The organism is Streptomyces sp. NPDC052012 (genome assembly GCF_040689265.1).
Classification (GTDB): domain Bacteria; phylum Actinomycetota; class Actinomycetes; order Streptomycetales; family Streptomycetaceae; genus Streptomyces.
Genome location: NZ_JBFAXA010000007.1, coordinates 252051 through 278141, shown reverse-complemented (window position 1 = coordinate 278141; position 26091 = coordinate 252051). Strand labels below are relative to the sequence as shown.

At 72.8% G+C, this 26091-nt stretch carries 21 protein-coding genes and 3 tRNA genes; 11 read left to right on the top strand and 13 right to left on the bottom strand.

What is annotated here, in order from left to right:
• The first annotated feature begins 26 nt into the window (after nucleotides 1-26).
• Together AB0412_RS16050 and AB0412_RS16045 are read left to right on the top strand one after the other, a co-directional pair.
• Nucleotides 27-497 carry a potassium channel family protein gene (locus tag AB0412_RS16050; RefSeq protein ID WP_366403196.1) on the top strand — a complete coding sequence of 157 codons (471 nt, stop codon included), beginning with the start codon at nucleotides 27-29 and terminating at the stop codon, nucleotides 495-497.
• 184 nt (nucleotides 498-681) lie between these two features.
• Nucleotides 682-1122 (top strand): VOC family protein, encoded by a 441-nt coding sequence (locus AB0412_RS16045; RefSeq protein WP_366403164.1) that lies wholly within the window; start codon nucleotides 682-684, stop codon nucleotides 1120-1122.
• Nucleotides 1123-1225: 103 nt separating this feature from the next.
• On the opposite strand, the gene AB0412_RS16040 is transcribed toward AB0412_RS16045, so the two are convergent.
• Nucleotides 1226-1298 (bottom strand) — tRNA-Arg (locus AB0412_RS16040).
• Between the two features lie 187 nt (nucleotides 1299-1485).
• Nucleotides 1486-1576: transfer RNA gene (locus AB0412_RS16035), tRNA-Ser, on the bottom strand.
• Between the two features lie 222 nt (nucleotides 1577-1798).
• Between AB0412_RS16035 and AB0412_RS16030 the strand changes: the two genes are divergently transcribed.
• Together AB0412_RS16030 and AB0412_RS16025 are read left to right on the top strand one after the other, a co-directional pair.
• Nucleotides 1799-2266: an SSI family serine proteinase inhibitor gene (locus tag AB0412_RS16030; protein WP_366403163.1), complete on the top strand. Its 468-nt coding sequence runs from the start codon at nucleotides 1799-1801 to the stop codon at nucleotides 2264-2266.
• A 272-nt stretch (nucleotides 2267-2538) separates the two neighbouring features.
• Nucleotides 2539-7557: a PAS domain-containing protein gene (locus tag AB0412_RS16025; RefSeq protein WP_366403162.1), complete on the top strand. Its 5019-nt coding sequence runs from the start codon at nucleotides 2539-2541 to the stop codon at nucleotides 7555-7557.
• Between the two features lie 36 nt (nucleotides 7558-7593).
• Here the strand turns inward: AB0412_RS16025 and AB0412_RS16020 are convergent, their stop codons facing one another.
• Nucleotides 7594-8172, bottom strand: a complete 579-nt coding sequence (locus AB0412_RS16020) for a TetR family transcriptional regulator (protein ID WP_366403161.1) — start codon at nucleotides 8170-8172, stop codon at nucleotides 7594-7596.
• A 131-nt stretch (nucleotides 8173-8303) separates the two neighbouring features.
• Between AB0412_RS16020 and AB0412_RS16015 the strand changes: the two genes are divergently transcribed.
• A complete protein-coding gene (locus AB0412_RS16015; RefSeq protein WP_366403160.1) occupies nucleotides 8304-9530 on the top strand; it encodes an MFS transporter in 1227 nt (408 codons plus the stop codon).
• A 168-nt stretch (nucleotides 9531-9698) separates the two neighbouring features.
• On the opposite strand, the gene AB0412_RS16010 is transcribed toward AB0412_RS16015, so the two are convergent.
• The 6 genes from AB0412_RS16010 to AB0412_RS15985 all read right to left on the bottom strand — a co-directional run bounded on the left by AB0412_RS16010 (nucleotide 9699) and on the right by AB0412_RS15985 (nucleotide 15555).
• Nucleotides 9699-11342 (bottom strand): long-chain fatty acid--CoA ligase, encoded by a 1644-nt coding sequence (locus tag AB0412_RS16010; protein WP_366403195.1) that lies wholly within the window; start codon nucleotides 11340-11342, stop codon nucleotides 9699-9701.
• Nucleotides 11343-11478: 136 nt separating this feature from the next.
• On the bottom strand, nucleotides 11479-12039 hold the full coding sequence (locus tag AB0412_RS16005; RefSeq protein WP_366403159.1) for a SigE family RNA polymerase sigma factor: 561 nt from the start codon (nucleotides 12037-12039) through the stop codon (nucleotides 11479-11481).
• Between the two features lie 277 nt (nucleotides 12040-12316).
• Entirely contained in the window at nucleotides 12317-13483 is a 1167-nt protein-coding gene (locus AB0412_RS16000) for a lipid-transfer protein (RefSeq protein WP_366403158.1), read from the bottom strand.
• The gene (locus AB0412_RS15995; RefSeq protein WP_366403157.1) at nucleotides 13480-13914 is read right to left on the bottom strand and encodes a MaoC family dehydratase; all 435 of its coding nucleotides are present in this window, start codon (nucleotides 13912-13914) and stop codon (nucleotides 13480-13482) included. The genes AB0412_RS16000 and AB0412_RS15995 overlap by 4 nt, the downstream gene beginning before the upstream one ends.
• Nucleotides 13911-14921, bottom strand: coding sequence for an OB-fold domain-containing protein (locus AB0412_RS15990; RefSeq protein WP_366403156.1), 1011 nt, complete (start codon nucleotides 14919-14921; stop codon nucleotides 13911-13913). Before AB0412_RS15990 ends, AB0412_RS15995 begins: the two co-directional genes overlap by 4 nt.
• A gap of 310 nt (nucleotides 14922-15231) precedes the next feature.
• Nucleotides 15232-15555: a hypothetical protein gene (locus tag AB0412_RS15985; protein WP_366403155.1), complete on the bottom strand. Its 324-nt coding sequence runs from the start codon at nucleotides 15553-15555 to the stop codon at nucleotides 15232-15234.
• A gap of 358 nt (nucleotides 15556-15913) precedes the next feature.
• Here AB0412_RS15985 and AB0412_RS15980 point away from each other — a divergent pair, with 358 nt between their 5' ends.
• Both AB0412_RS15980 and AB0412_RS15975 read left to right on the top strand, forming a co-directional pair.
• Nucleotides 15914-16786 (top strand): bifunctional DNA primase/polymerase, encoded by an 873-nt coding sequence (locus AB0412_RS15980; protein ID WP_366403154.1) that lies wholly within the window; start codon nucleotides 15914-15916, stop codon nucleotides 16784-16786.
• A 179-nt stretch (nucleotides 16787-16965) separates the two neighbouring features.
• The gene (locus AB0412_RS15975) at nucleotides 16966-17397 is read left to right on the top strand and encodes a hypothetical protein (RefSeq protein WP_366403153.1); all 432 of its coding nucleotides are present in this window, start codon (nucleotides 16966-16968) and stop codon (nucleotides 17395-17397) included.
• A 116-nt stretch (nucleotides 17398-17513) separates the two neighbouring features.
• Here AB0412_RS15975 and AB0412_RS15970 read toward each other — a convergent pair.
• Nucleotides 17514-17600, bottom strand: a tRNA-Ser gene (locus AB0412_RS15970).
• Nucleotides 17601-17663: 63 nt separating this feature from the next.
• Nucleotides 17664-19208 carry a trypsin-like peptidase domain-containing protein gene (locus AB0412_RS15965; protein ID WP_366403152.1) on the bottom strand — a complete coding sequence of 515 codons (1545 nt, stop codon included), beginning with the start codon at nucleotides 19206-19208 and terminating at the stop codon, nucleotides 17664-17666.
• 307 nt (nucleotides 19209-19515) lie between these two features.
• On the opposite strand from AB0412_RS15965, the gene AB0412_RS15960 reads away from it, so the two are divergent.
• From AB0412_RS15960 to AB0412_RS15950, 3 genes are all read left to right on the top strand, one after another.
• Complete coding sequence (locus tag AB0412_RS15960; RefSeq protein WP_366403151.1) at nucleotides 19516-20343, top strand: glycerophosphodiester phosphodiesterase; 828 nt, start codon at nucleotides 19516-19518, stop codon at nucleotides 20341-20343.
• A gap of 145 nt (nucleotides 20344-20488) precedes the next feature.
• Nucleotides 20489-21127 carry an ATP-binding protein gene (locus tag AB0412_RS15955; RefSeq protein ID WP_366403150.1) on the top strand — a complete coding sequence of 213 codons (639 nt, stop codon included), beginning with the start codon at nucleotides 20489-20491 and terminating at the stop codon, nucleotides 21125-21127.
• A 255-nt stretch (nucleotides 21128-21382) separates the two neighbouring features.
• A complete protein-coding gene (locus tag AB0412_RS15950) occupies nucleotides 21383-22348 on the top strand; it encodes a DUF5926 family protein (RefSeq protein WP_366403149.1) in 966 nt (321 codons plus the stop codon).
• 244 nt (nucleotides 22349-22592) lie between these two features.
• Here AB0412_RS15950 and AB0412_RS15945 read toward each other — a convergent pair whose 3' ends face one another.
• Nucleotides 22593-23282, bottom strand: coding sequence for a hypothetical protein (locus AB0412_RS15945; RefSeq protein WP_366403148.1), 690 nt, complete (start codon nucleotides 23280-23282; stop codon nucleotides 22593-22595).
• Nucleotides 23283-23340: 58 nt separating this feature from the next.
• A complete protein-coding gene (locus tag AB0412_RS15940; protein WP_366403147.1) occupies nucleotides 23341-24006 on the bottom strand; it encodes a bifunctional DNA primase/polymerase in 666 nt (221 codons plus the stop codon).
• Nucleotides 24007-24570: 564 nt separating this feature from the next.
• Between AB0412_RS15940 and AB0412_RS15935 the strand changes: the two genes are divergently transcribed.
• Complete coding sequence (locus AB0412_RS15935; protein ID WP_366403146.1) at nucleotides 24571-26025, top strand: PP2C family protein-serine/threonine phosphatase; 1455 nt, start codon at nucleotides 24571-24573, stop codon at nucleotides 26023-26025.
• Nucleotides 26026-26091 lie beyond the last annotated feature (66 nt).

Genomic DNA, 26091 nt, shown 5'->3' with positions numbered 1-26091 from the left:
TGCTCGAGGCGGCCGGCATGACCCTCATGGTCACCGCGTACTTCCTGCTGCCCCTGGACCGCCTGGGCCCGCACCGCCCGGTCCTCAGCTGGCTCCTCTTCGCCCTCGCCCTGGCCCTGATCGCCGCCCTCCTGCTGAGGCAGATCCTCCATGTCCTCCTCAGCCGGCCGAACGCCCGCCCGGCTCTGGTCATCCCCCTGCTGATGTGCCTGTCCATCCTGGTCTTCGCGGCCACGTACCAGCGTCTGGCCCAGCACCCCGGGGAAATGGCAGGGGGTCTCACCACCCGCCTGGACGGCCTCTACTTCACCCTGGTCACCCTGGCGACGATCGGCTACGGCGACATCACCCCGCGGGGCCAGGGCGCCCGCCTGGTCACGATCCTGCAGATCCTCTACAGCTTCATCTTCCTCACGGCGGCGGCGACCGCCCTCTCCCGCCACCTGAGCGACACCGTCCGCCGGCGCACCCCCCACCGCCGAACCGACGAGACCTGATCCCGAAACACCCGGGGCCCCGGTCACTCCGGGGCCTTTGTCCTGTGCGCACCCGGCAGACTTCGCAGTCCGGGTGTCCGCGGATGTCGAGAACGTGCCGCCGGCTCCGTCCCAGGGACATCAGCGGCCGCCACCGGCCGCACGTGGAAGCACACGAGGAACACGAGGAGAAGGAGAGACCGGCATGGCGATTCAGCGGATGGACAACGTCGGCATCGTCGTCGAGGACATGGACGCCGCCGTCGCGTTCTTCGGGGAACTCGGCATGGAGCTGGAGGGCAGGGCGGAGATCCAGGGCCCCGTCGCCGACCGGTGCACCGGGCTCGACGGCGTCCACTGCGACATCGCGATGCTCCGGACCCCGGACGGTCACAGCCGGCTCGAGCTGGCGAAGTACCGCAGCCCGGCGGCGATCAGCGAGGGGCCGCGCAACCGGCCGCACAACGTCCTGGGCACGCACCGCGTCATGTTCGCCGTCGACGACCTCGAGGACACCGTCGCCCGCCTGCGCCCCCACGGCGCCGAACTCGTCGGCGAGATCGCCCGCTTCGAGGACAGCTATCTGCTCTGCTACCTCCGCGGCCCGGAGGGCATCATCGTCGGACTCGCCGAGCAGCTGCACTGAGAGCCCCGCGCGCGGCCCGGGCTGCGGCGGATCCCGGCGCTTCGCCGCTGTCCCCCCGGAAACGCCGAAGGCCCCGGATCTCTCCGGGGCCTTCGGCTCTGTGCGCACTCGGCAGGATTCGAACCTGCAACCTTCTGATCCGTAGTCAGATGCTCTATCCGTTAAGCTACGAGTGCCTGCTTCTTCAGTTTTCTCGCCGCTCTCGGAACCTTCCGGCCCGCTCGCGGCGACAGGAAGAACATTACATGACTGCCGCCGCCATGTGAAATCCGTTTGGTCTACCCCTTGTGACCTGCGGAAACGCGGATAATCGGGGCCCCGCACGACGAAGCCCCGGTCGGGTGGACCGGGGCTTCGTGAGGGCGGAGGCGGAGGGATTTGAACCCTCGATGGGCTTTAAGGCCCAAACCGCATTAGCAGTGCGGCGCCATAGACCGGACTAGGCGACGCCTCCAGCGCACATGCCCTTCGCGCGCGAGCGTGATGGGGTGGTGCGTGCCGATGATGACACAGCCGCGTGGGGTGTCACCAATCGCCCCCCACGGTACTAGGCGGAGAGGCCGCAGGGCAAAGCCCTTCCACGGCACGTCGCCGCGTACGCCCGGGGTGTGCGCCGGGGTGCGTCCCGATGCCTCCGGGTGCGCAACGTCCGCGCCGGTGGCGCGTTGGTCAGGGCATGTCGTATCGCACGCACCCGGTGGCCCGGATCGCTCGGCCGCTGCTCGTCGCCGGCGCCGCCGCCTCCGTCGCTCTTTTCTCTTCGCTGCCCGCCGCCGGCCACGGTCACGAAGGGCGGCCCCGAGGGGAGGACCGTCTCGTCGTCACCGTGCGGGACGCGGGCGGCGGGGCCGACGGGACGTACGAGGTGCACTGCCGGCCCAGCGGCGGCAGCCACCCCGACCCCGGCGGGGCCTGTGCCGCCGTGGAGCGGAACACGCGGTGGGGCGAGGACGCCTTCGCGCCGGTGCCGCGGGGTGCCGTCTGCACGATGCAGTACGGCGGGCCCGCGACCGCCTGCGTCACCGGCACCTGGGCCGGGCGTCCCGTCGACGCGACGTTCGACCGCCGGGACGGGTGTGCGATCGCCCGCTGGGACCGGTTCGTACCGCTGCTGCCCGATGCGGCGTCCGCGGCGCCTTCGTGACCGAGTCCGGGAGGCGGGGCGCCGGGGGCGTACAGGAGGCGTGAAGGTCCCGCGCAGCTTCCTGCGGCGTCGCCGCAGGCCGCCGCGCGTTCCGGGCGTTCGGGGCGTCACGCCGGCGCCATATCGCCGTCACTTCGTCGTGGGACCTCCCTCTCATCCGGCGTCGCGAGCGCAACCGCAGCCCGTAGACTCCCTCGCGTGACACGCTGCGGGACGGTTGGCAAGATGGCCCGAGCGGTCGGCACGTCGCGGTAACAGGGAGGAAGCGTCTCGTGAGCAGCAGGCCATCCCGAGGCGCTGCTCGCCTCGCAGCCATACTGGACGCGCTTCCCGACGCCCTGGTGCTGGTCAACGCCAACGGGACCGTCGTCAACGCCAACACCATCGCCCTCGAGGCCTTCGAGACCCCGGGCACCGCCCTGGTGGGGCGCGGGCTGCTGGATCTGCTGCCGGAGTTCGACTCCAAGCTCATCCCCGGCTCCATGCGGCGCCCCGACCACATCGACCCGCGGGCCCGCACCAAGCCGACCCGGATGATCGCCCGGCGCACCGACGGGAGCGAGTTCCCCGTCGAGGTCACCAGTGCGAATCTGGAGAACGGCCAGCAGGCCTACGACAATTACGGCTACACCGGCGACGAACTGCTGATGCTCGTCGTACGCGACCTGTCCGGCACCGTCGACACCGAGGCCGAGCTGGCGCGGTCGCAGCGGCAGACCGAGATGATCCTGCGGGCCGCCGCCGAGGGTGTCGTGGGGACGGACACCGACGGGCGGATCGTCCTGGTCAACCCGGCCGCCGCGCAGATACTGGGCTACCGGGCCGGCGAGCTGGGCGGGCGCGAGCTGCACACCCTGGTCCTGCACTCGCGGGCCGACGGCTCCCCCTTCCCCTACGACGAGTCCCCCCTCGCCGACACCCTGCGCTCCGGACGCAAGCACCGGGTGCGCGGACAGGTGCTGTACGCCAAGAGCGGCGACAAGGTGCCGGTCGACCTGACGACCGCGCCGGTGCGCGACGGCGACCAGCTCGTCGGCGCCGTCATGACCTTCACCGACCGGCGGCCCTACGACGCCGTCGTCAAGGAGAAGGAGCAGGCGGAGAAGGCGCACGCCGAGGAACTGGAGCGGCTCGCCGAGGAACACGCCTCCGAGCTCACCTCCCTGCGCCAGAGCCACGTCACCGAGCTCGAGGAGCTGCGCGAGAAGCACGCCGAGGAACTCGCCGCGAACGAGGAGCGGTACGCCGCGCTCGGCGAGCGCGAGAAGGACCGCTACGAGGCCCTCGCCGCCCGGCACGAACAGCTGCTCACCCTGCTCGGGCAGTCGCTGCGCGGCCCGCTGGAGGAACTGCGCCGCGAACTGGCCGCTCTCGCCGCCGACGACGCCGGGCAGCTGTGGCCCGAGGCCAACCAGGTGCTGCACCATCTGTCGGCCGGCTACTCCCGCATCACCACCCTCATCGACAACGTCCTCGGCTACCAGCGGCTCGACGTCGGCGCGGAGGCCGTCGCCCGTACGAAGGTGATGCTCGACGCGGTCGTCGCCGCGGGTGTGGACGGGGCCGTGGAGCTCATCGGGCCGGGGCGGGTGCAGTTCGCGGTGCACGCGCCGCCCATCGAGGCGGAGGTGGACCCGCGGCTGCTGGCCACCGCCCTCGCGCATCTCGTCGCCGACGTGGCCGGGGTCGACGCGACCGGCAACAGCCCGGTGTCGACGGGCGGTTACCTGGACAACACCGTCGTGGTCGCGGCCGCGCAGCGCGGCGAGGTCGTCCGCATCGAGGTACGCGGTCCGTACAGCGGCGGCGACCCCGTGCACGAGCCGATCGTGCGCGGGATCGTGCGGGCGCACGGCGGTGTGCTCCAGACGCACGAGGTGCCGGGGATGAGCGGCAGCGCGTTCGTGCTGGAGGTGCCGATCGGGGGCGGGGCCGGGGTCGTCCCGGCCGAGCAGGCGCCGGCCGAGGTACAGGCCGCGCAGGACGCTCCCGGCGAGGGGCAGCCGGGCTCCGGCGGCGGGCGGCGCCGGGCGCGGCGCGCGTCCGTGGACGCCTTCCTGGAGAGCGACGGGCCCGCGGACGACGGCTCCGGTACGCCGGGTGCACCTGGTACGCCGGGTGCCTCCGGTGCTGAGGGTGCCGCGCCCACCGGGCGGCGTCGGCGGCGGGCCGCGAGCGGTGCGCCCGCGGCCGAGGCCGCGCAGCTTCCGGCTCAGGCGTCCGATGAGGGCGCGGTGGTGTCCGGCGGCACGGGCCGGCGGCGTGGGCGCCCGGCCGAGGGCACGGACGCTGCGGCCGGGGTGTCCGAGGGTGCCGTGATGACGGCCGCCGAGCACGCGGCCGGGGCCGCCGCCTCCAACACCGGCCTGGGCGGGACGGTACCGCCGCAGGGGATGCCCGGACCCTCCGGGCGGCGTGCCCGGCGCGGGTCCGGCGAGCAGCACGCGCTGCCGCCGGCGCTGCCCGCGCCGGCGGGCGGGGACGCCGAGGCGGCGCAGGGCGGCGGACAGGCTCCGGCGCTCGGCCCGTCGCAGCCGACGGGGCGGCGCCGGCGGGCGCTGGCCGCCGCGACGGAGCGGGCGGCTTCGCAGGAGGCCGCGCCCCGTACGGCCTTCGCACTGCCGCCGGCCGACGCGGATCAGGCGGCGCAGGCGGAACAGGGCGGTCCGAACGGTCAGGCCGCCGGGCAGGCCGAGGTGGTCGGGCAGGTCGCGCCGGGGCCCATGTCGGCGCCCGCGCCCGCCGCGGCCGGTGACGCGCTGATCGACGACGGCCGGCACGACACCGCCCCGCACGACCAGTCCGGCGACCACACGCCGCCGCAGCCGCATCCCACGGACGCCCCGACGGGCCGTCGCCGACGCGTCGCCGAAGCGTCGCCGGCGACGAGCGGCGGGGTGGACGCGCAGGGGCGGACCGCTGTGGGCGAGCAGGCTGCCGCTGGACAGCAGGTGGCCGGCCAGGGCGCGCCGGCACAGGTGGGCGGACCGGCTGTGCAGGTGCCCGCCGCGCAAGGGGCTCCTGGGCAGTACGTACAGCCGACCGTCCCCGGGCATGCGCCCGCCCCGCAGGGGGCGCCGGGACAGCAGGTGCAGCCGCAGGTCACCGGGCAGGTGCCGGTGCAGGCGGGTGCGGTGCAGGGTGGTTCCGGCCAGGCCGGCGCTGCCGGTGCCGGGATGCACGGGGCGCCGGTGTCCGCGCACGGCGTGACGGTGCCGCCCCACGCGGTGATGGCACCCCCGCACGGGATGACCGTGCCCGCGCAGGGCGCGCCGGTGTCCCCGCAAGGCCCGATGCCGGTGAACGGTGCCGCTGCTCCGCAGGGCGTGCCGGTGCCGACGCAAGGTGTCGCGGGGCCTGCGCAGGGCGGCGCACCGGCGCCGGGGCCCGGTGCTCCCGTGGCGCCGCACGGCGTTGCCCCTGCACCGCAGGGATCCGCGGCTGCTCCGCAAGGTGCGCCGGTCTCACCGCAGAACGCCCTGGCGCCGGCGCATGGCGTCCCCGGACCTGCGCAGGGCACACCGGTGCCGCCGCAGGGTGTCGCCGTCTCTGCACAGGGAGCACCTGGAGCAGGGGCGGGCACCGTCGGTCAGAGCGTGCCGGTGGCTGCCCCCGGCCAGCTGCCGCAGGCCCAAGCACAGGCCCAAGCACAGGCACAGGCACAGGCACAGCCGCAGGCACCGGCACCTGCGCCCGCGCCCGCACAGCAGCCCGCACCCGTCCAGCCGGCGCAGGCCCCAGCACCGGGTCCGGCGCAGCCGGCGGCACCCGCGGACCTCCCTCAGCCCCAGCCGAACGCCGCGCCCGCCGGGCACCCCCTGCCCCAGCAGCAGGCGACGACGACCGGCCAGGGCGTCGGTGTGCAGCCGGGCGCCGCCCAGCCGCTTCCCGCCGAGGCCGCCCCCGGTCAGGGCACCCCGCCGGACGGCACCCCCGCGCCCTCCCCGCAGCAGTGGCCCGCCGCCGGTGACACCTCCGGCGCCGGCACCGCCGTACCCCAGGCCCCGGCGCAGCAGCCGCAGTCGGCCCCCGCCCCGGGCAGCCCGCTGCCCCCGGAGGGGACGCAGGCGCAGCGGGCCGCTCAGCCGTTGCCCGCGGAGGCCGCGGCGCCGGTGGATCCGAACTCCACTCAGGGCCGGGCCATCAGCGTGCGGACGCTGGGGCAGGGCGTGCCGTTCAACCGGCAGGCGGTTCAGGTGCAGCAGCCGCTGCCGTCGGCGACTCCTCCCCCGCATCAGCCGGGCGGTTCGGGCCGCCGTCGCAAGCTCGGCACGCGCCCCGAAACGGCTGCCGCCGGCAGCGGCGAGCAGACCGCCCGCCCCCAGCCCCCGACCGGCGAGTCGGCGCAGGGTCAGCAGGGTCAGCAGAGTCAGCAGGCGCAGGCGCAGCACACGCTGGCCGGTCAGTCCCGGCTCGCCCCGGCCACGCAGGGCACCGGCCGTTCGTACGCCATAGGGGCGCCCGACGCGGACGCGGCCGAGGGGCCGGAGCCGCTGGACGGTCCCGGTGGCGCCGTCGAGGTCGCGGACCCGCCGCGTCCCGTGCCGATGGACGACGAGCTGCCGCCGGAGCCGCTGGACAACCCGCGTCGGCTGCTGGTGTGGCCCGCGCCGGACGTCTCCACCCAGCAGGCACTGAGCGACCGCGGCTACCGGCCGGTGATCGTGCACTCGCGCGAGGAGGTCGACGCCCAGATCGCGGCGTTCCCGGCCGCGTTGTTCGTGGACCCGCTGACCGGCCCGATCACCCGCACGGCCCTGCAGTCGCTGCGCCAGGCGGCGGTGGCGGCCGAGGTGCCGGTGCTGGTCACGGCCGGGCTCGGGCAGGCCTCGCGGGACGCGGCGTACGGCGCCGATCCCGCCGTTCTGCTGAAGGCGCTCGCGCCGCGCGACAGCGAGCAGCATCCGCCGCGCGTGCTGCTGATCGAGGAGCACGCCGAGATCGCGCTGGCCCTGACCGCGACGCTGGAGCGGCGCGGGATGCAGGTGGCACGGGCCGCGAGCGACGCCGACGCGGTGGCGCTGGCGGGGCAGTTCCGGCCGAACCTGGTGGTGATGGACCTGATGCAGGTGCATCGGCAGCAGGCGGGGCACGCCGGGATCGTCGACTGGCTGCGGGCGAACGGTCAGCTCAACCGCACCCCGCTCGTCGTCTACACCGCCGCCGTCGACCAGGCCGACCTGCCGCGGCTGGCCTCCGGGGAGACGGTGCTGTTCCTCGCGGAGCGGTCCACGAGCGGTGAGGTGCAGTCCCGGATCGTCGACCTGCTCGCGCGTATCGGTACGAACTGAGTTCCCGCGGGCCTGCGCCTGTCGCGGCGCGGGTGGTCAGCGGGCCACCAGGCGGCGGGCCGCCTCCTTCACCGAGGACCGGAGCCGGTCGCGCTCCGCCGCGCCGTCGCCGACCAGGATGCGCCGCATCTGCGGGACCACTGCCGTCCAGTTCGCCAGGGCGGTCAGCAGGAACATCAGGTCACCGGCCGGGATGGCGTCGGTGACCACGCCCCGGTCCTGGGCGTCCTGGAGGATGGCGACCTTGTGACGGTAGTGCTCCCGGCGTCCGTCCTCGTGGGGCAGTTCGTCGGTGCCGTACTCCAGGCCCTCCCAGAAGAGCAGGCGCAGCAGTTCGGGGTGGGCGGCGTGGTAGTCCATCAGGCGGTCGATCCAGCCGTCGATGTCGTCCGGATCGATGGGGACGGCCTCGGCGAGGTCCAGCATCTTCTTCTCGAGGACGATCGCGAACAGCTCCGCCTTGTTGCCGAAGTAGGCGTAGATCAGCTGCTTGTTGGCCTTCGCGGCGGTCGCGATGCGGTCGATGCGGGCGCCGGCGATGCCGTGACGGGCGAACTCGGCGACCGCCGCCTCGAAGATGCGGGCCTTGGTGGCCTCGGGGTCCCTTGCTCCCATGGGGGACAGGGTAGCGCGGCAAGTAACCAACTATTTGGTTGACGGGAAGGGAAGGGGGCGCGCAGACTGTTCCCTCCATTACCCAACCAACCAGTTAGTTGTTAGAGCAGGCTCGAAGGAGTCCCCTGCCGATGTCCTCAGCGCCCACGTCCACCCCCGCTCACCAGCGCGGCATATCGCCCGCGCCCGCGGCCCGGGAAGCGCGGCCCGGCTCCGCGCTCTTCCTCACCCTGCTCGCCATCTGCAGCGCGGTCACGGCCGCCAACATCTACCTCGCCGCCCCGCTGCTCTCCCTGATCGCCCACGACTTCGGCGCCACCCCGTCCGCCGTGGCGTGGATCGCCTCCGTCGCCCAGCTCGGTTACGCCGTCGGCCTGCTCTTCTTCGCCCCGCTGGGCGACACCGCCAACCGCCGCCGGCTGGTCACCGTCCTCACCCTGGTCACCGCCGTCGCCCTGGTCGCGAGCGCCGTCGCACCCGGCACCCGCGCGCTCGCCGGCGCCGTGTTCGTCGCCTCGGCCGCGACCGTCGTCCCCCAGCTGCTCGTCCCGCTGGTCGCCGAACGCGCCCCCGCCGCCCGCCGCGCCCGCCATGTCGCGGCCGTGGTCGCCGGTCTGTTCACCGGCATCGTCGCGGCCCGGGTCCTCGGCGGCCTCGCCGGTCAGGCCTACGGCTGGCGGTGGGTGTTCGCGGGCGCGGCCGTCCTCACCCTCGCCCTGGGGCTGGCCACGGCTCTCGTCCTGCCCTCCGAGCGACGCCGCCGGGACGGCTCCCTGTTCGGCGGCATCACCGCGCTGCCCGGACTGCTGCGCCGCTCGCCCGAGCTGTGGCGGGCGTCCGTGCGGCAGGCGGGGATGTTCGGCGCGTGGAGTGCTCTGTGGACCTCGCTCGCCCTGCTGCTGACCGGGCCTGCCTACGACCTGTCCACCGCCACCGCCGGGCTCTTCGGCCTCTTCGGACTCGCGGCGAGTGCGGTGGCACCGCTGGCGGGCGGGCTCGTCGACCGCTTCGGCGCCGCCCGGGTCGTACGGGGCGCGTATCTGCTCGCGGCGGTCTCCGTACCGCTCTTCTGGCTGGGCGGGCAGGTGATCTGGGCCCTGTTCGTCGCCGCGGTCGCCATCCACGCGGCGCTGGTCGCCTCACACGTCGCCAACCAGACCCTCGCCCTGACCACCACCTCCAGCCCCGCCACCGCCAACACCGCCTATGTCGTCTCCGGCTTCGCCGGCGGCGCCACCGCCTCGGCCCTCGCGGGCATCGCCTTCAGCCACGCCGGCTGGGCGGGCGTGTCCGCGGTGGCGGGCGCGTCGCTGGCCCTGGGGTGGGGGAGCACGGTGGTGCGGCGGCGGGAGGGGTGAACTGCCGCCGGGGAGCACGCTGGGCTGGTGCGGCGGCCGGAGAGATGAGCTGCCGCTGGGGAGCCACGGCGTGCGCCGGGCGGGTGGGGGCGGGGCCCCGCCGCGCCCGGCGTGCGCTGCCTGTGGCGTACCGACGTACCGGCGTACTGGCGTACTGGCGTACCTGCGTCAGAGCTGGGTGACGTCCAGCTCCCCTTCCGCGTACTGCCTGCGCAGCACCTTCTTGTCGAACTTGCCCACGCTGGTCTTCGGCACCGACTCGATCACCGTCCAGCGCTCGGGCAGCTGCCACTTGGCGATCTTGCCCTCCTCGGCGAGGAAGGCGCGCAGGGTGGTGAAGTCGGCGGTGGAGCCCTCCTTGAGGACCACCGTGGCCAGCGGGCGCTCGCCCCACTTCTCGTCCGGGACGGCGACGACGGCGGCCTCGGCGACATCCGGGTGGGCCATCAGCGCGTTCTCCAGCTCGACCGAGGAGATCCACTCGCCGCCGGACTTGATGACGTCCTTGGCGCGGTCGGTGAGCGTGAGGAAGCCGTCCGGGCTGATCGTGCCGACGTCGCCCGTCTTCAGCCAGCCGTCCTCGCTGAACTTGTCGGCCGGGCGCAGCGGTTCGGCGTCGGGGCCGTTGTAGTAGGCGCCGGCTATCCACGGACCGCGCACCTCCAGCTCGCCCGCGGACTCGCCGTCCCAGGGGAGACGCTCGCCGCCGGGGCCGGTGAGCCGGGCCTCGACACCGGCCGGGAAGCGGCCCTGGGTCAGACGGTAGGCGAACTCCTCGTCGGTGCCGACGGCCTGGGCCGGCGGGCGGGCGATGGTGCCGAGGGGCGAGGTCTCCGTCATGCCCCAGGCGTGGCACACCCGCATGCCCAGCTTGTCGAACGCCTCCATGAGCGAGGGCGGACAGGCCGAGCCGCCGATCGTGACCTGGGTGAGGGCGGAGACGTCACGGGGCCGCGCCGTGAGCTCGGCGAGCAGGCCCTGCCAGATGGTGGGGACGGCGGCGGCGTGGGTCGGCTTCTCGCCCTCGATCATCTCGGCGAGCGGCGCGGGCTGCAGGAACCGGTCCGGCATCAGCATGTTGACGCCGGTCATGAACGTGGCGTGCGGCAGCCCCCAGGCGTTGACATGGAACTGCGGGACGACCACCAGCGAGGTGTCCTCGTCGGTCAGCCCCATCGACTGGGCCATGTTGACCTGCATCGAGTGCAGGTAGATCGAACGGTGGCTGTACACCACGCCCTTGGGGTCGCCGGTGGTGCCGGAGGTGTAGCACATGGCGGCGGCGGAGCGCTCGTCCAGCTCGGGCCAGTCGTAGGCGACCGGCTTCCCGGCGAGCAGTTCCTCGTACTCGTGCACCTGGACGGGAGCGTCCGCGAGCGCGGCCCGGTCGCCGGGCCCGGAGACCACGACGTGCTCGACCGTCTTCAGGTGCGGCAGCAGCGGAGCCAGCAACGGGATCAGCGAACCGTTGACGATCACCACGCGGTCGGCGGCGTGGTTCACGATCCACGCCAGCTGCTCGGCCGGAAGGCGCAGGTTCAGCGTGTGCAGCACGGCGCCCATGGAGGGGATCGCGAAGTACGCCTCCACGTGCTCGGCGTTGTTCCACATCAGGGTCGCCACGCGCTCGTCGCCGGCCACCTGGAGGTCGTCGCGCAGCGCGTGGGCCAGCTGGGCCGCGCGGGCGCCGATCTCCGCGTAGCTGCGGCGGTGCGGTTCTCCCTCGCCGGTCCAGGTGGTCACCAGAGATGTGCCGTGGATCGTCGACCCATGGTTCAGGATCCTCGAGATCAGCAGCGGTACGTCCTGCATGGTGCTCAGCACGGCGTCCTCCTGGGCGACATTGCCTACGCGGCGGTAACGGTTGCGCTGATTCTGCGCACATACCGCTTGGTATGTCACTAGGGGAGCGGATGATCGATCAGGCCCCACAGGACGACGTTTCGGCTCAGGACCGAACAATCCCCAGCTCAGGGTCGTCGCGCAGCTTGCCCAGCGCCCGTGACACGGCCGACTTCACCGTGCCCACCGACACTCCGAGCACCTCCGCCGTCTGGACCTCGCTGAGATCTTCGTAGTACCGCAGCACGACCATAGCCCGCTGCCGCGCCGGCAACCGCATGATCGCCCGCCACATCGCGTCGCGCAGCGCCTGCTGCTCGGCCGGGTCGTCACCGCCGGGGAGCGGCTCCGGCTCGGGCACCTCGTCACAGGCGAACTCGTCCACCTTGCGCTTGCGCCACTGCGAGGTGCGCGTGTTCAGCAGCGCCCGGCGCACATAGCCGTCCAGCGCACGGTGGTCCTCTATCCGCTCCCAGGCGACATACGTCTTGGTGAGCGCGGTCTGCAGCAGGTCTTCCGCGTCGCTCGGATTCCCGGTCAGTGACCGGGCGGTACGCAGAAGCACCGGCTGGCGGGCCCTCATGTACGACGCGAACGACGGGTACGGGAGGGTCTGCGTCGCTGGAGCAGCGGCGTTCGAAGCGCTGGTGCAGACGGGTGTGGTCATGGCTCAACGCTATGAGCGAGGGCATGTCCGGCGGATCGCCCGCAGGTCCCGAAGCCACGTCCCCCTCAGGTTGTAGGGCTGGGGCCCGCTGCACCTCCTCTGGGTGGACTGGAGGGTGAGGGACCGTGCGGGTTCACCCCTGGGGGAAGGGGCCGGCTTCGGATTCCGTACTCATCCGGTGTCATCCGTTCTCATCCGACTCCGATCTCATCCGTCTCGGCAGCCGCCTCGTGTCCCGTTTTCGCAGCCGCCTCGTGTCCCGTGTCGTATCCGTCTCTCATCCGTCCGCCGTGAGGACCAGCCCCGAGGTCGGCACCCCCGTCCCCGCCGTCACCAGGACTCTCTCCGCCCCCGGTATCGGATTCGCCGCCGTCCCGCGAATCTGCCGTACCGCCTCCGCCAGTCCGTTCATCCCGTGCAGATACGCCTCCCCCAGTTGTCCGCCGTGCGTGTTGAGCGGCAAGCGCTCCTCGGCGACGAAGGCGGCCGCCTCACCCGGTGCGCAGAAGCCGAACTCCTCGAGCTGCATCAGTACGAAGGGCGTGAAGTGGTCGTACAGGATCCCCACGTCGATGTCCGCCGGCGTGAGCCCCGAGGTCCGCCACAACTGCCGGGCCACCACCGCCATCTCGGGCAGCCCGGTGAGGTCGTCCCGGTAGTAGCTCGTCATCTGCTCCTGCGCGCGCCCTGCTCCCTGGGCCGCCGCCGCGACGACGGCCGGCGGGTGGGGCAGGTCCCGGGCCCGCTCCACCGAGGTGACCACGACGGCCTGTCCCCCGTCGGTCTCCTGGCAGCAGTCCAGCAGCCGCAGCGGCTCGGCGATCCAGCGGGAGGCGGCGTGGTCGGCGAGTGTGATGGGCCGGCCGTGGAAGTACGCCGCCGGGTTGGTCGCCGCGTACCTCCGGCCGACCACCGCCACATGGCCGAACGCCTCCGGTGTCAGCCCGAACGCGTGCAGGTACCGCTGCGCGGCCATCGCCACCCACGAGGCCGGAGTGAGCAGCCCGAACGGCAGCGCCCAGCCGAGCGCCACCCCCTCCGCCGACGGTTCCCGGTGCCGCACTCCCGAGCCGAAGCGCCGGCCCGACCGCTCGTTGAACGCCCGGTAGCAGACGACCACCTCCGCCAGCCCGGCCGCCACCGCGAGGGCGGCCTGCTGGACCGTGGCACAGGCCGCGCCGCCTCCGTAGTGCACGCGGGAGAAGAAGGACAGCTCACCTATGCCGGCCGCCTGGGCGACGGTGATCTCCGGGCTGGTGTCCATGGTGAACGTGACCAGCCCGTCCACGTCCGCCGGTGTCAGTCCCGCGTCCGCCAGCGCGGCCCGCACCGCCTCCACCGCCAGCCTCAGCTCGCTGCGCCCCGAGTCCTTGGAGAACTCCGTGGCCCCGATCCCGACGATCGCCGCGCGCCCGCCGAGGGTGTCCCGTGTTCTCACGCTCATGCCGGATCACGCTCCGGTGGCTGGTCGGCCCCGCCCGTGAGTGTGAGCGTCACGGTCCCGGTGACATGTCTGCCGATGCCGTTCGTCCCGGTGACCCGGACCGTCACCGTGTCTCCGTCGGTCTCCTCCACCGTGCCCGCCAGCAGCATCGTGTCGCCCGGGTGGTTGGGTGCTCCCAGCCGTATGGCGACGCGGCGCAGCATCGCCGTGGGGCCGAAGTGGTCGGTGACATAGCGGCCGACCAGCCCGTTGGTGGTCAGGATGTTCATGAAGATGTCGGGGGAGCCCTTCTGCCGGGCCGCTTCCGGGTCGTGATGCACGTCCTGGAAGTCCCGGGAGGCGATCGCGCCGGCCACGATCAGGGTGCGGGTGACGGGGATCTCCAGCGGGGGGATGCGATCGCCGACGGCAGGCACGGAGCGGGCTGTCATTCCCTCACCCCCCGGAACACGGGCAGGACCAACTCCTCGTCGTACCGCCGGAACTCCAGCCGCACCGGCATCCCGATGCGCACCTCGCCGTACGGCACCCCCACCACGTCGCTGATGATCCGCACCCCTTCCGCCAGCTCGATCAACCCCACGGCATACGGCGGGTCGAAGGCCGCGAAGGGTGGATGGTGCATGACCACGTAGGAGTAGACGGTGCCCTCGCCGGCCGCCTCCACGGTGTGCCACTTCATCGAGCCGCACGCGTTGCAACCCGGCAGCCAGGGGAAGCGCGGGGTCCGGCAGCCGGCGCAGCGCTGGATCAGCAGGCGGTGCCGGGCGACGCCCTCCCAGAAGCCGGCGTTGTCCCGGTTCACGACCGGCCGGGGGCGCCGCTCGGCGTGCGGCTCGGTGCGCGGCTCGGTGCGCGGCTCGGTGCGCGGCTCGGGCTCTGCGGACGGCGGGCCGCGCCGGGCCGACGGATCTCTGCGTGCCGGGGCGTACTTGAGGATGCGGAAGCGATGCGTGCCGACGAGGTCGCCGTCGGCGCGGACATCCATGCGCGTCGTGACGAAGTACCCCGTGCCGAGCTTCGTGGTCTTGCGGTCGGAGACCGACTCGATCACCGCGTCGAACGTCACCTCGTCCCCGGGGCGCAGGCAGCGGACGTACTCCTGCTCGCAGTCGGTGGCCACGACCGCCGTGCAGCCCGCGTCGTCGAGGAGGGAGAGGAGCTCGTCGAAGGCCTCCGTGCGCGCCGTCTGCCCGGAGAGGCCACCCATGGTCCACACCTGGAGCATGGTGGGCGGCGCGATCGCGCCCGGCCCCACGTACGCGCTGTTGGTGTCGCCCATCGCCTCGCACCAGTGCCGGATCATCGGCTCGTTGACGGGATCCCGGCCCCGTCCGTCCATGACGGCGGGCCGCCCCTCGTACGCCTTCAGCCGGGCCCCGAACTCCTCGTCGAGAGCTGGGTTCTGCCCCTTGCCGACCACCGCTTTCCCGCTCATGCGGCCCCCTCGTCGTACCACCGTCGCCTCATCGCGACGCCCGTGTCCGTCCTGACACTTCTGGTACACCGCACCCGCCCATCGGGTTCCCACTTCAGCGGCGGGGATCTTCCGAGTGCGCCCACGTTTCGTACGACCCGAACCCCCACCACTTTCTGACTGACCGTCAGATTCCATCCCCGCCCGTGGACTGTCAAGGTCACCGCACGCGGAAACGCCTGCGCGGCGGCACCGAAGCACCGCCGCGCAGACGCCATGCACCCCACGAAGCACACCCATGAACCGTCCGAGGGCCAGCGGCCCTCTCACCTCACCACAGCGGGGAGAAGCTGATGGCCACGTTGTCGGTGCCCTGGTTGACGGCCGTGAACGCCGAGCCGTTGACCTGGGCGGTGTTGCTCTGGTTCGAGGCGCCGGAGCCGACGGCCTGCTGATTGGTGGTCGAGGAGTTGCCGAAGTTGTCACCGCCGACGCCACTGCCGAGGACGCCCGCGTCGGCGGTCGCGGCCGTCGCGTTCGATCCGTCGTCCGCGAGGGCCCCGTTGTCCGCCGTCGCGACGCCGGTGAACAGGGCGGCCGCGAGCGGAAGCGCGGAGACGGCGGCGATGACGCGGGCGGTACGGATGCTTGCCATGTTGTGTTCCCTCCAGAACAAGGACGCACCGGCTTATGGCCGTGTGTGCGTGAAGTACGGCTGTCACCAGGGAAGTTGGCCGGCCGCCCCGGTGCTGTGCACGACGTCGCGTGATCAGAGTTGCCCACCGAATCCCTGGCGAACCACCCCGGAAGCCGCTATTCGCACGCAAGCGTGATGACAAGTCGATAAACCCCTTCACGTCTCGTGCGTCACAGATCACGCGAGACGGACCTCCCGATCTCCAAGCCACGTAAGGGGTGAAACGTTCCGGCACCGGGCGCGACACCTGCGACGGCACGGCGTGTCGCCCGGATTCCCCCTTTCCTTTTTCGAACGTACGTACGAACATAGGAGCATGGCCACCACCGACCGGCAGGCCACGACGCTGGCCCTCGCACACGCCCTGTCAGCCGCCGAACGCGGACTGGCCGTCATCCCCCTGTCCCGGACGAAACTCCCGGCCCTGCGCTCCCCGCACCGAGACGACCCCGACCCGGTGGGCCCGCCCTGCCACGGTGAGTGCGGCCGCTTCGGCCACGGTGTCTACGACGCCTCCACCGACCCCGCTCGCATCCGCGAGATGTTCGCCGCCGCTCCCAGGGCCACCGGTTACGGCATCGCCTGCGGCCTCCCGCCGCACCACCTCATCGGCATCGACCTGGACACGAAGAACGGAACAGACTCCTCCGCAGCGCTGCGCGAACTGGCCCTGCGCCACCTGTTCACCATCCCCGCCACCGTGGTCGTCCTGACCCCCAGCGGCGGCCGCCACCTGTGGCTCAGCGGCCCGCCGGACGTCGTCGTGCCCAACTCCGCGGGCCGCCTCGCGCCCGGCATCGACATCCGGGGCGCCGGCGGTTATCTCGTCGGCCCCGGATCCCGTAGCGAACACGGCACCTACACCGCCGCGCCCGGCACCGCCCATCTCGCCCCGGCCGCCTGCCCGCCCGCCCTCCTGCGTCTCCTCCTGCCGCCGCCGCGCGCCCACCACCCGACGCCCGCCTCCGCCGGCGGACACGGCCAGGGCCTGGTCCAGTTCGTCCTCGCCGCGCACGAGGGCCAGCGCAACACCCGCCTGTTCTGGGCCGCCTGCCGCGCCTACGAGGACGGCATCGGCCCCGCCCTGGTGGACGCCCTCGTCGAGGCGGCCCTCAACACCGGCCTGTCCGAACGCGAGGCCCGCGCGACGATCGCATCGGCGGCACGCATGACGGGACACCGCCCCTGAACGACAACGCGTACCGACCCGCGTACCGCCGAGAATCCCGCCACCAGTCGGGAGAACGCCCCACCGCCGAGATCCGCCGCCGAGACGGCACCACCGAGCACACACCGCCGAGCACGAACCGCTCGAAGAACTGGAAGAACTGAAAGAGCCCGATGCACCACCGCCCCCGAGTGCCGGCCATGTCGCTCGCCCGTGTCGTCCTCGCCTCAGGCCGCGCGGTGCACCTCGCCGAGCTGCGCATGTCCTCGACCTACGGCGGGCCGCTCGAGGGGTACCCCTGCAAGCCCCTCAACGACCACAAGATCCAGTGGCTGCTCCGCGCGGCCCGTCAGACGTACCCCGGGGCTCCGGTGCACCTGATCCCGCCTCCGCGCGAGTACCCCGACCAGTACGCGGGCTCCTTCGGCCCCGTCGAGGTGCTGCCCGCGGTCGCCTGCCTCGGCAGCTTCCGCTCGGATCCCCTCGGCCCCGCCCACGATCACGCCCGGTACCGCTCCCGCCTGACCGTCGTCTGGTTCCAGCCGACTCCCCGTCCGCCGACGGACTGGGACGCGGAGCCCGCGCTACGGGACGTCCCCTGGGAGCAACTGGCCGAGGACGAGCAGTTCTAGCCACCCGACCCTGGCCCACCGGGGGGTGAACGACCAGGCCAGCCCCCCGGGAACACACAGAGGGGGCGCCCCGCTACCGGAGCACCCCCTCTGGCCTGCCACGTCTATGACCTGCGCGGAGGCGGTGGGATTTGAACCCACGGTGACATCGCTGCCACGACGGTTTTCAAGACCGTTCCCTTCGGCCGCTCGGGCACGCCTCCCCGCGCCTGGCCGTGATCGGCGGCGCGGGTCAAGAGTAACGGGTTCGTCGAGGCGCGGGGTGGTCAGTTGTCGCCTACGCGGGCGCCCAGGGTGAGTTCGGTGGTGCGCTCCTTGCCGTCACGTTCGTAGGTGATCGTGACCTCGTCGCCCGGCTTGTGGGTCCAGATCTCGCCGATCAGGGTGGGGCCGGAGTCGATCACCCGGTCGTCGAGCTTGGTGATGACGTCACCGGGCTGCAGGCCGGCCTTGTCGGCGGGGCCGCCCGGGTCGACCGGCTCGGAGCCGCCGGCGCCCTGGTCGGTGATCTTCGCGCCGCCCGAGGTCTCCTCCAGGGAGACCGACGCGCCGATCTTGGCGTACACCGGCTTGCCCGTCTTGATCAGTTCCTGGGCGACGTACTTGGCCTGGTTGATCGGGATGGCGAAGCCGAGGCCGATCGATCCGGCCTGGCCCGTGCCGAAGCCGCCGTTGCTGGTGGACTGGATGGCGGAGTTGATGCCGATCACGTTGCCCTGCGCGTCGAGCAGCGGTCCGCCGGAGTTGCCCGGGTTGATGGACGCGTCGGTCTGCAGGGCGCTCATGTACGACGCCTGGCTGCCGGTGCCGTCGCTGGAGGCCACCGGGCGGTTCTTGGCGCTGATGATGCCGGTCGTCACCGTGTTGGACAGGCCGAAGGGCGCGCCGATCGCGATGGTCGAGTCGCCGACCGCCACCTCGTCGGAGTTCCCCAGGGTGAGCGGCTTCAGGTCCGACGGGGCGTCCTTGAGCTTGATGACCGCGACGTCGTAGCCCTGAGCGTTGCCGACGACCTCGGCCGCGTACTTCTTGCCGTCCGGGAACGTCGCCGACAGCTTGCCGCCGTCGACGGCGTCCGCCACGACGTGGTTGTTCGTGACGATGTGACCCTGCTTGTCGAAGACGAAGCCCGTGCCGGTGCCGCCCTCGCCGCTGCTGCTCTCGGCCTCGATGGTGACGGTGCTCGGCAGGGCCTTGGCGGCCACCGCGGCGACCGTGCCGGGGTCGCGCTTGATGTTGCCGCCGCTGGTGGACGCCGAGACCGTCGTCGAGGAGGTGTCGTCGTTGTTCCGGGCCAGCGTGTAGCCGAGGCCGCCGCCGAGGCCGCCCGCGACCAGCGCGGCCACCAGGAGCGCCGCGAGCAGACCGCCGCGTCCGCTCTTCTTGGGCGCGGGCGCCGGAGCCGGCTGCGGGTACGAGGAGCCCCAGCCGCCCCCGCCGTGCCCGCCGGGTCCGCTTGGTCCGCCTGGTCCACCGTGTCCGGCACCGCCGTCCGCGTGCGAGGGAGTGCCGGGCGGCGGAGGCGGAGGCCAGGCCGGATCCGGGGCGGACGACGAGCCGTGGGCCGGTCCCGACGGGACGGGGCCGCCCTGCGCGCCATGGCCGGCACCGGGGTCGCCCTGGGAGTCGTGCGGGCCGGATGCGCCGTGGGCCTGGGGTGCCCCGGGCGGGACGGGAGGCAGCGGGGTCGTCGGGCTGCCCCCGTCCGGAGCCGGGTGCCCCTGGTGCGCCGGAGCAGCGGGAGCATCCACCGGCGTGGGCGGTGCGGACGGGGCCGGGGGTACCGCGGTGCCCTCGTTCTCGGTGCTCACAGCTCTTCTCCTCGATCCACGGCTGGTGCAGTCGGTCGCACTCGGTCACGCTCGTTTCACGCTGGTCGACGAGTCCGGTGCGCTGCAGCTGTGCATGTCTGTGTGTCTCTTTGTATGACGTCAGCATTTCCCACAGGCTGTCAGGGCACCATAAGCCGTTCCTGTGGGTCCGGGGCCATTCTTTATATAGGGCATTACTCACCAAAGGTGCGCCACCTCGATGCCTCCGACCGGACGCTCTCCTCGTCCCCGCCGCCAAAGCTCGTCCGACCGCACGTCTACCCCCGCGCGGTGGCACCATGACGCGGTGACCCACGCACGACAGCACCTGACCCAAGTCGTCGCACACCGGGGAGCCTCCGAGGACGCCCCGGAGCACACCCTGGCCGCGTACCGCAAGGCGATCGAGGACGGGGCCGACGCGCTCGAATGCGATGTGCGCCTGACCGCCGACGGTCACCTGGTGTGCGTCCATGACCGTCGCGTCAACCGTACGTCCAACGGCCGCGGCGCGGTCTCCGCGCTGGAGCTCTCCGACCTGGCGGCGCTGGACTTCGGCTCCTGGAAGGCCCGCGACACCGTGGGCGGCCGGCTCGAGGAGCCCGACTGGGAGCACCGGCCCGAGGACCGGGAGGCCACCTCCGTCCTCACCCTCGAACGGCTGCTTGAGCTCGTCGCCGACGCCGGACGCCGGGTGGAGCTGGCGATCGAGACCAAGCACCCCACGCGGTGGGCGGGGCAGGTGGAGGAGCGGCTGCTGCTCCTGCTCAAGCGGTTCGGCCTGGACGCCCCGGCCTGCGCGGAGGAGTCCCCGGTACGCGTGATGAGCTTCTCCGCGCGATCGCTGCATCGCGTGCGTGCCGCATCACCGACGCTGCCGACGGTCTACCTCATGCAGTTCGTCTCACCCCGGCTGCGCGACGGGCGGCTGCCGACGGGGGTGCGCATCGCGGGCCCCTCGATCCGGATCGTGCGCAGCCATCCCGCGTTCATCGAGCGCCTCAAGCAGTCCGGCCACCAGGTGCACGTGTGGACGGTGAACGACCCACGGGACGTGGACCTGTGCGTCGGACTGGGAGTGGACGCCATCATCACCAACCGCCCCCGCGCGGTGCTCGATCAGCTCGGTCGCTGACCACGGACGAACCACACATCCCGCACGACTCTTGACCGCGCACCGCACCCCGGAGCATCCTCACGTCTCGGCCACACCGACGAAATCCAGCCACATGATTACGGGGAGTGCTCCGGCGCGTTCGGTGCGTGTTCGCACGTGTCGAATGCGTCACCACACTTGGATTGGCCGGTTTCCGGTTCAGGCCAATGGGGCATCCACTCCGTGGCGTGGGGCGAAGGAGGTCTCGGGGGTGGCGTTGGTGGTGGCACAGGAGGTGCCCACGTCGTCGAGCATGGCCGTACCCCATGGCCCTGCGGGCGTGGGGCAGGCGCGGCACCGGATGCGCGCGCAACTGCGCGCCGGCGGGGTGCCGGATTCGGTCATCGACGACGCCGTACTGATCCTTTCCGAGCTTCTGAGCAACGCGTGCAAACACGGTCGTCCATTGGGCGACGCCCTGGCCGGGGACGGTGACGTGCGCGCCGCCTGGCGCGTGGACCAGCGCGGCCGGCTGGTCGTCGAGGTCACCGACGGCGGCGGCCCGACCCGCCCGGCACCCTCCACCCCGTCGGTCACGGCACACGGCGGCCGCGGGCTGAACATCATCTCCGCCCTGGCCGACGACTGGGGCGTACGCGACGAGGTGCCCGGTGAGGTCACGGTGTGGGTCGTCGTCCACGCCGCGCTGTACGACGCGGACGCGGGCCACCGGCGCGACGACTTCGCCGCGCGGGTCACGGCCCCCTCGGTCTCCGAGATACCCGGCCTCGGCTTCGCGGACGCCTTCGACGACCTCGACTGAGGAGCACCGAGGACGCACGGCGTTTCCCTCGCGGGCCTCACAGCGTCCGGGGGATGCATGCATGGCGTTCCCCGCCGGCTCCGGCAAGACGACCCATATCGGCCGCGCACCGCTCACGCCGCACACCCCCGCCGTCGCCCGCCCCGCCCGAGTTGTCCACAGTCCGGCACGCTGTCCACAGGGTCCCGTGGGCCGTGGCGTGAACGGCTAGGCTCCCGCCCGTACGAGAAGAGCCGTAACCGGGAGACACCCACGATGGCCAAGAAGCGACCCCAGACGAAGGCCAAGCGGCCTCAGCTCACCGAGGGAGAGATCCCGGTCGTCGGCGCCCGCGAACCCTGCCCCTGCGGCAGCGGCCGCCGTTACAAGGCCTGCCACGGCCGTGCCGCCGCGCACGCCGTGACCGAGCTGGTGCACCGCCCCTTCGAGGGCCTGCCCGGCGAGTGCGACTGGGTCGCCCTGCGCGAGCTCGTGCCCGCGGCCACCGTCGAGCTCACCCTCAAGGAGGGCCTGCCCGAAGGCGTCCCGTCGGTCACGCTGGCCACGGTGCTGCCGATGGCCTGGCCCGCCCTGCGCCGCGACGACGGCTCGGTCCTGCTCGGCCTGCAGAACGACACCGCCTCCGGCGACATCAGCCGCGACCTCGCCGACACCCTCCAGCGCGCGCTCACCGCCGACCCGGGCACTCCGGTGAAGGCCCGCCGGGCCCCCGCCGACGGCCCCCGTCTGCAGGACCTCCTGGACCCCGAGGGCGCGTTCGAGCCGGTGGTGCACAGCGGCTTCGAGTTCTGGGTGCCGGACCCGGAGAACGCCACGCCGGACGTCACCGCCTCCCTGGAGCGCGCCAACGCCGCGGCCATCCCGACCGTCAAGCTCTCCGGCGTGGACGCCGCCTACTGGTGCGAGACGCCCGAGAAGAACCATCTGCGGTGGGTGATGCCGCATCCGGAGGAGCAGCTTCTGGACGCCTTGGCTCGACTCCACGCGGCGGGCCGTTCCTCCCTCGGTGAGGGCACCCGGCTGGTCGGCTCCTTCCGCGCTCACGGGCTCACCGTCCCGGTCTGGGACCTGCCGAGCGGGGTGGGCGCGGACGACGTGGAGAAGCCCGCGGCGGAATTCGCCGAGCGGCTCGCCGCCGCGCTGGCCACGGACGCGCCGCTGACCGCCGACGAGCGCCGCGCGCGGGGAGGTCTGACCAACCGCCAGGTCACGCTGAGCTGAGCCACGCCCGGGCACTCCGGTGCTGCTGACCGGTCGGTCAGCGGCAACCGGAGCCCCGGCGACCGCTGTCCCGCACGCAACTCCCGGTACGGACAAGCCAATCGGTGACCGGAAAAGCCGAGATCGAATTTGCTAACGGCGGATCTCTTGTTACCGTTCCAGTAGCCCGGTTGCTGGTGCATCCCCCGTCGCCAGCAACCGGGTCTTTCCGTGTCCGGAGCCGTTCACACACCGCAGCCACGAGTCAACTGCTTGTTCCCGCCTGCGAGTTGCTGCCGGAACGCAACAGCAGGGGCCCCCGGCCGGGCCGCTGCGAGAACTCCGCGACGGCCGTGAATCCGGCGAGATCCGCCCACCTGCGCTCCCGGGGTGTCTCACAGATCGCCGGCTCGTCCCCGGTGTCCGCCGTACAGGGCATCCGTACGCTGCGCCCGCCGGGCCCGATGAGCGCGAGGACGGCGTTCAGCGTGTTCCCCGTGGCGTTGCGGTAGTAGGTGCGCGCCCAGATGTCCTCGCCCTGGGCCACCACGCAGGTCTGCGCCTCGATGCCCTCGGGCGAGGTGAGGTCGGGGCCGCAGCGCACGGCGGTGGACAGGTGCAGTCCGCCGGGCGGCAGCGGGGATCCGGTGGCCGCGGCGCTCGCGGCCGGCGCCGGCGCCCTGCCGTCGTCACGCGCGGAAGGCGCCGCGGCGGCGGAGTCCTCCTCGATCACGGCGGCGTGCTCCCGGCCTGCGGCGGACTGCCCCGGCTCCACGACGGAACGCACCGGATCCTCGGCGGCACGCCTCATGTCGGGGGCGCCGCGGGAACCACCCGAGCCCGCGGAGGCCACGGCGAGCAGCAGCACGACCGCACCCGCCAGCACGACGCCCGCGAGGGCGAGCAGACGGGCTTCTCGGGGGGCCCGGGCGTGACGCCCGGCATGACGCGGCATGGCCCCGGAACATAACGCCCCGGGGCGGCGGACGCGGGCGCGGCGCGCGCCGACACCGCTACATCTCGGGCGCGCTCACACCCGTACGAGTGAGGGCCTCGACCACCGCGTCCACCACGGCCTCGACGTCGGGCACCCACGGCGAGGCCGAGCCGGGCAGCGGCGCGCGCTCCCAGCGGACCTCGCCCTGGCCGGTCCGGGAGGGGGGCAGGGCGAGATATCCGCCCTCGCCGTGGAAGCGCAGGGAGCCGGGGACGAAGTCCTTGGCGTACAGCAGCTCGCCCAGCTGCTCCATGGAGTACGGCTTCACCAGGATCGACCAGCGGGCCGGCGCGGCGACGACCGGGCCGAGCCGGATACCGAGGCGGTCGAGCGCGTCGAGGGCGCGGGCGGCGGGGAGGGCGGGCAGGGAGACCGCGCAGGGCGCCTTGCCCCCGGTGGCCAGCACGATCGGCGCCGCGGGGCGGTTGCTCCACCACCAGCGCACCATGCGCGCGTCGGTGGTGGCCGCGAGGAGGCCGGGGTCGAAGGGGTGAGCACCCGGCACCGTGCACTCCGGGTCGGGACAGCCGCAGCGGGACCTGCCCTGCGGGTCGGCCGCCACGCCCGGGAGTACGGGCCACTGCCACTGGGTGGCGAAGGTCAGGGCCGCGCTGATCAGCTCGGGCCCCGAGTCGCCTCGCCGGGACAGGAGCCTGCGTCGCCTTCCGAGGATCTCGCGCATGAGCGCTCGTTCCTTTCCGTTGCACGCCTGGCAACACCGTGGTCCGTATCACACCATGTGTCGATCACTTCACTGTGCGTACCTGTTGGCGCATCACACCCTTGCGCCGGGCAAGGGGAACCCCCATGGGCCGAGCGTGGGCTGCCTCCGCAGCCGTCCACCCATACTGCGTCTACCAGAAGCACGGGCGTGGCGTGGGGTGGCGAAGTCTGGCGTTTGCCGTCGCGCGTATTTCTCTCCGCCTCCGCCACGGGAGGATGGGGCACGGTCGTCGGTGGTTAAGACGCCCGGGTCCGTCGCCAGGTTCCCGGGTGGTTCCCAACCACCCCTGGCCTTCACCGAGTACGTACCCATCACGACCGTTGTGACGCTCCGTCGAGCAAGCCCAGTCGACCGCAATGGGCCTCCCCCTGAGGCAGTTTCAAGCCAACTTTGTCATTCGGCAAGGGGTCTACGGGGAGTTCCCTTCGGCCTCACGGACACCAGGAATCCCAGCAGGACAATGCTGGACATCTCCTCACGAGTGCGTGTACATGTGGAGCACTGCCGGCGACGCAGAATGACATGGGGGTTTGCGATGCTTTTGAGCAGTACGCACCGGTCGGAAAGCCGGACACCATGAACGCCCCGCACCCTCCGAAAGTGGCCGGAATCGATTCAACGGTTCCCGCCCCCGCACACACTGTCACGCCGGTCGCCGCCGGCAGCTCCCCGGCCGCCCCGCCGGCCCCCCAGCACGCGCCGGGCGCGGTGCTCCAGGACCGGCTCGCGGGCTGGGTATCCGACCTCACGACCCTCCATGAACTCACCGAACGCCTCACCCGCACGAGCGCGCTCGACGACGCACTGAGGGAACTGCTGCGCGCCGGCGCCGCCCTGGTGGGCGCCCGGCGCGGCCTGGTCGTCCTCGAACCCGCCGACCGCCTCGGCCCGGACACCACCATCGGACTCGGCCTCGCCCGCGCGGACCTCGGCCACATCGAGACGGTGCCGCGCAGTTCCCTGTCGTACGGCAGGATCCTCGAGGGCCTCCCGGGCGCCGACGACGGCATCGCCGAGCCCGACCTGTTCGCGGAGAAGGGCCTCGACCCCCGCCACCGCGAGGTCGCCGCCCGCCTCGGCTACGCCGCCAGCTATGCGCTCCCCCTGGCCGCCGAGTCCGCCGAGCGCCTGGGCGCCGCGGTGTGGCTCTACGACGAGCCGGCCGAGCCGTCCGAACGCCAGCGGCACCTCATCGGCCTGTACGCCCGCTACGCCGCCGAGCACCTCGCCCGCCTGGTGGAACTGCAGCGCACGCGCGCGTGCATGGCCACGATGACCGAGGAGCTGCTCCCCTCACGGCTGCCGCGGGTCCCCGGCGTCCAGCTCGCCGCCCGGCACCGCACCTCCCCGCGCGGCGGCGGCGACTGGTACGACGCGCTGCCGCTGCCGGACGCGGCGCTCGGTCTCGCCGTGGGCTCCGTCACCGGGTCGGGTCCGAGCGCGGTCGCCGCGATGGGCCGGCTGCGCGCCTCCCTGCGGGCGTACGCGGTGATGGAGGGCGAGGACCCGGTCGCCGTGCTGTCCGACCTGGAGCTGCTGCTGCGGCTCACGGAGCCCGCCCGTTCGGCCACCTCCCTGTTCGGCTACTGCGAACCGGCGCTGCGCAAGATCACGCTGGCCGGTGCGGGGCACAGCCCGCCCCTGCTGATCGGCGAGCGCCGCACGGAGTTCGTGGAGACCTCGGTCTCGGCTCCGCTCGGCATGCTGGCCTGCTGGGAGGCACCGAGCGTGGAGATCCACGCGGAGCCCGGAGAGACGGTTCTGCTGTACACCGACGGCCTGCTGCACCGCACCGGCGACCCCACCGACCGCGCCTTCGCCCGGCTGCACGCGGCGGCGGCCGGGGTGCCGAGACCGCTGCGGCGCGACCCGGACGCGATCGCCGATCACATCCTGCGGACGGTGCTGCCGGACGGGGCGGCGGACGACACCGACTCGGCGGAGGACGTCGTGCTGCTGGCGGCGCGGTTCGAGTAGCCCCGAGGTGACCGGTGAGGTAACAGGCGCTCACCTCCTGTGACCGTTTCGGCGCGACCGTACGAT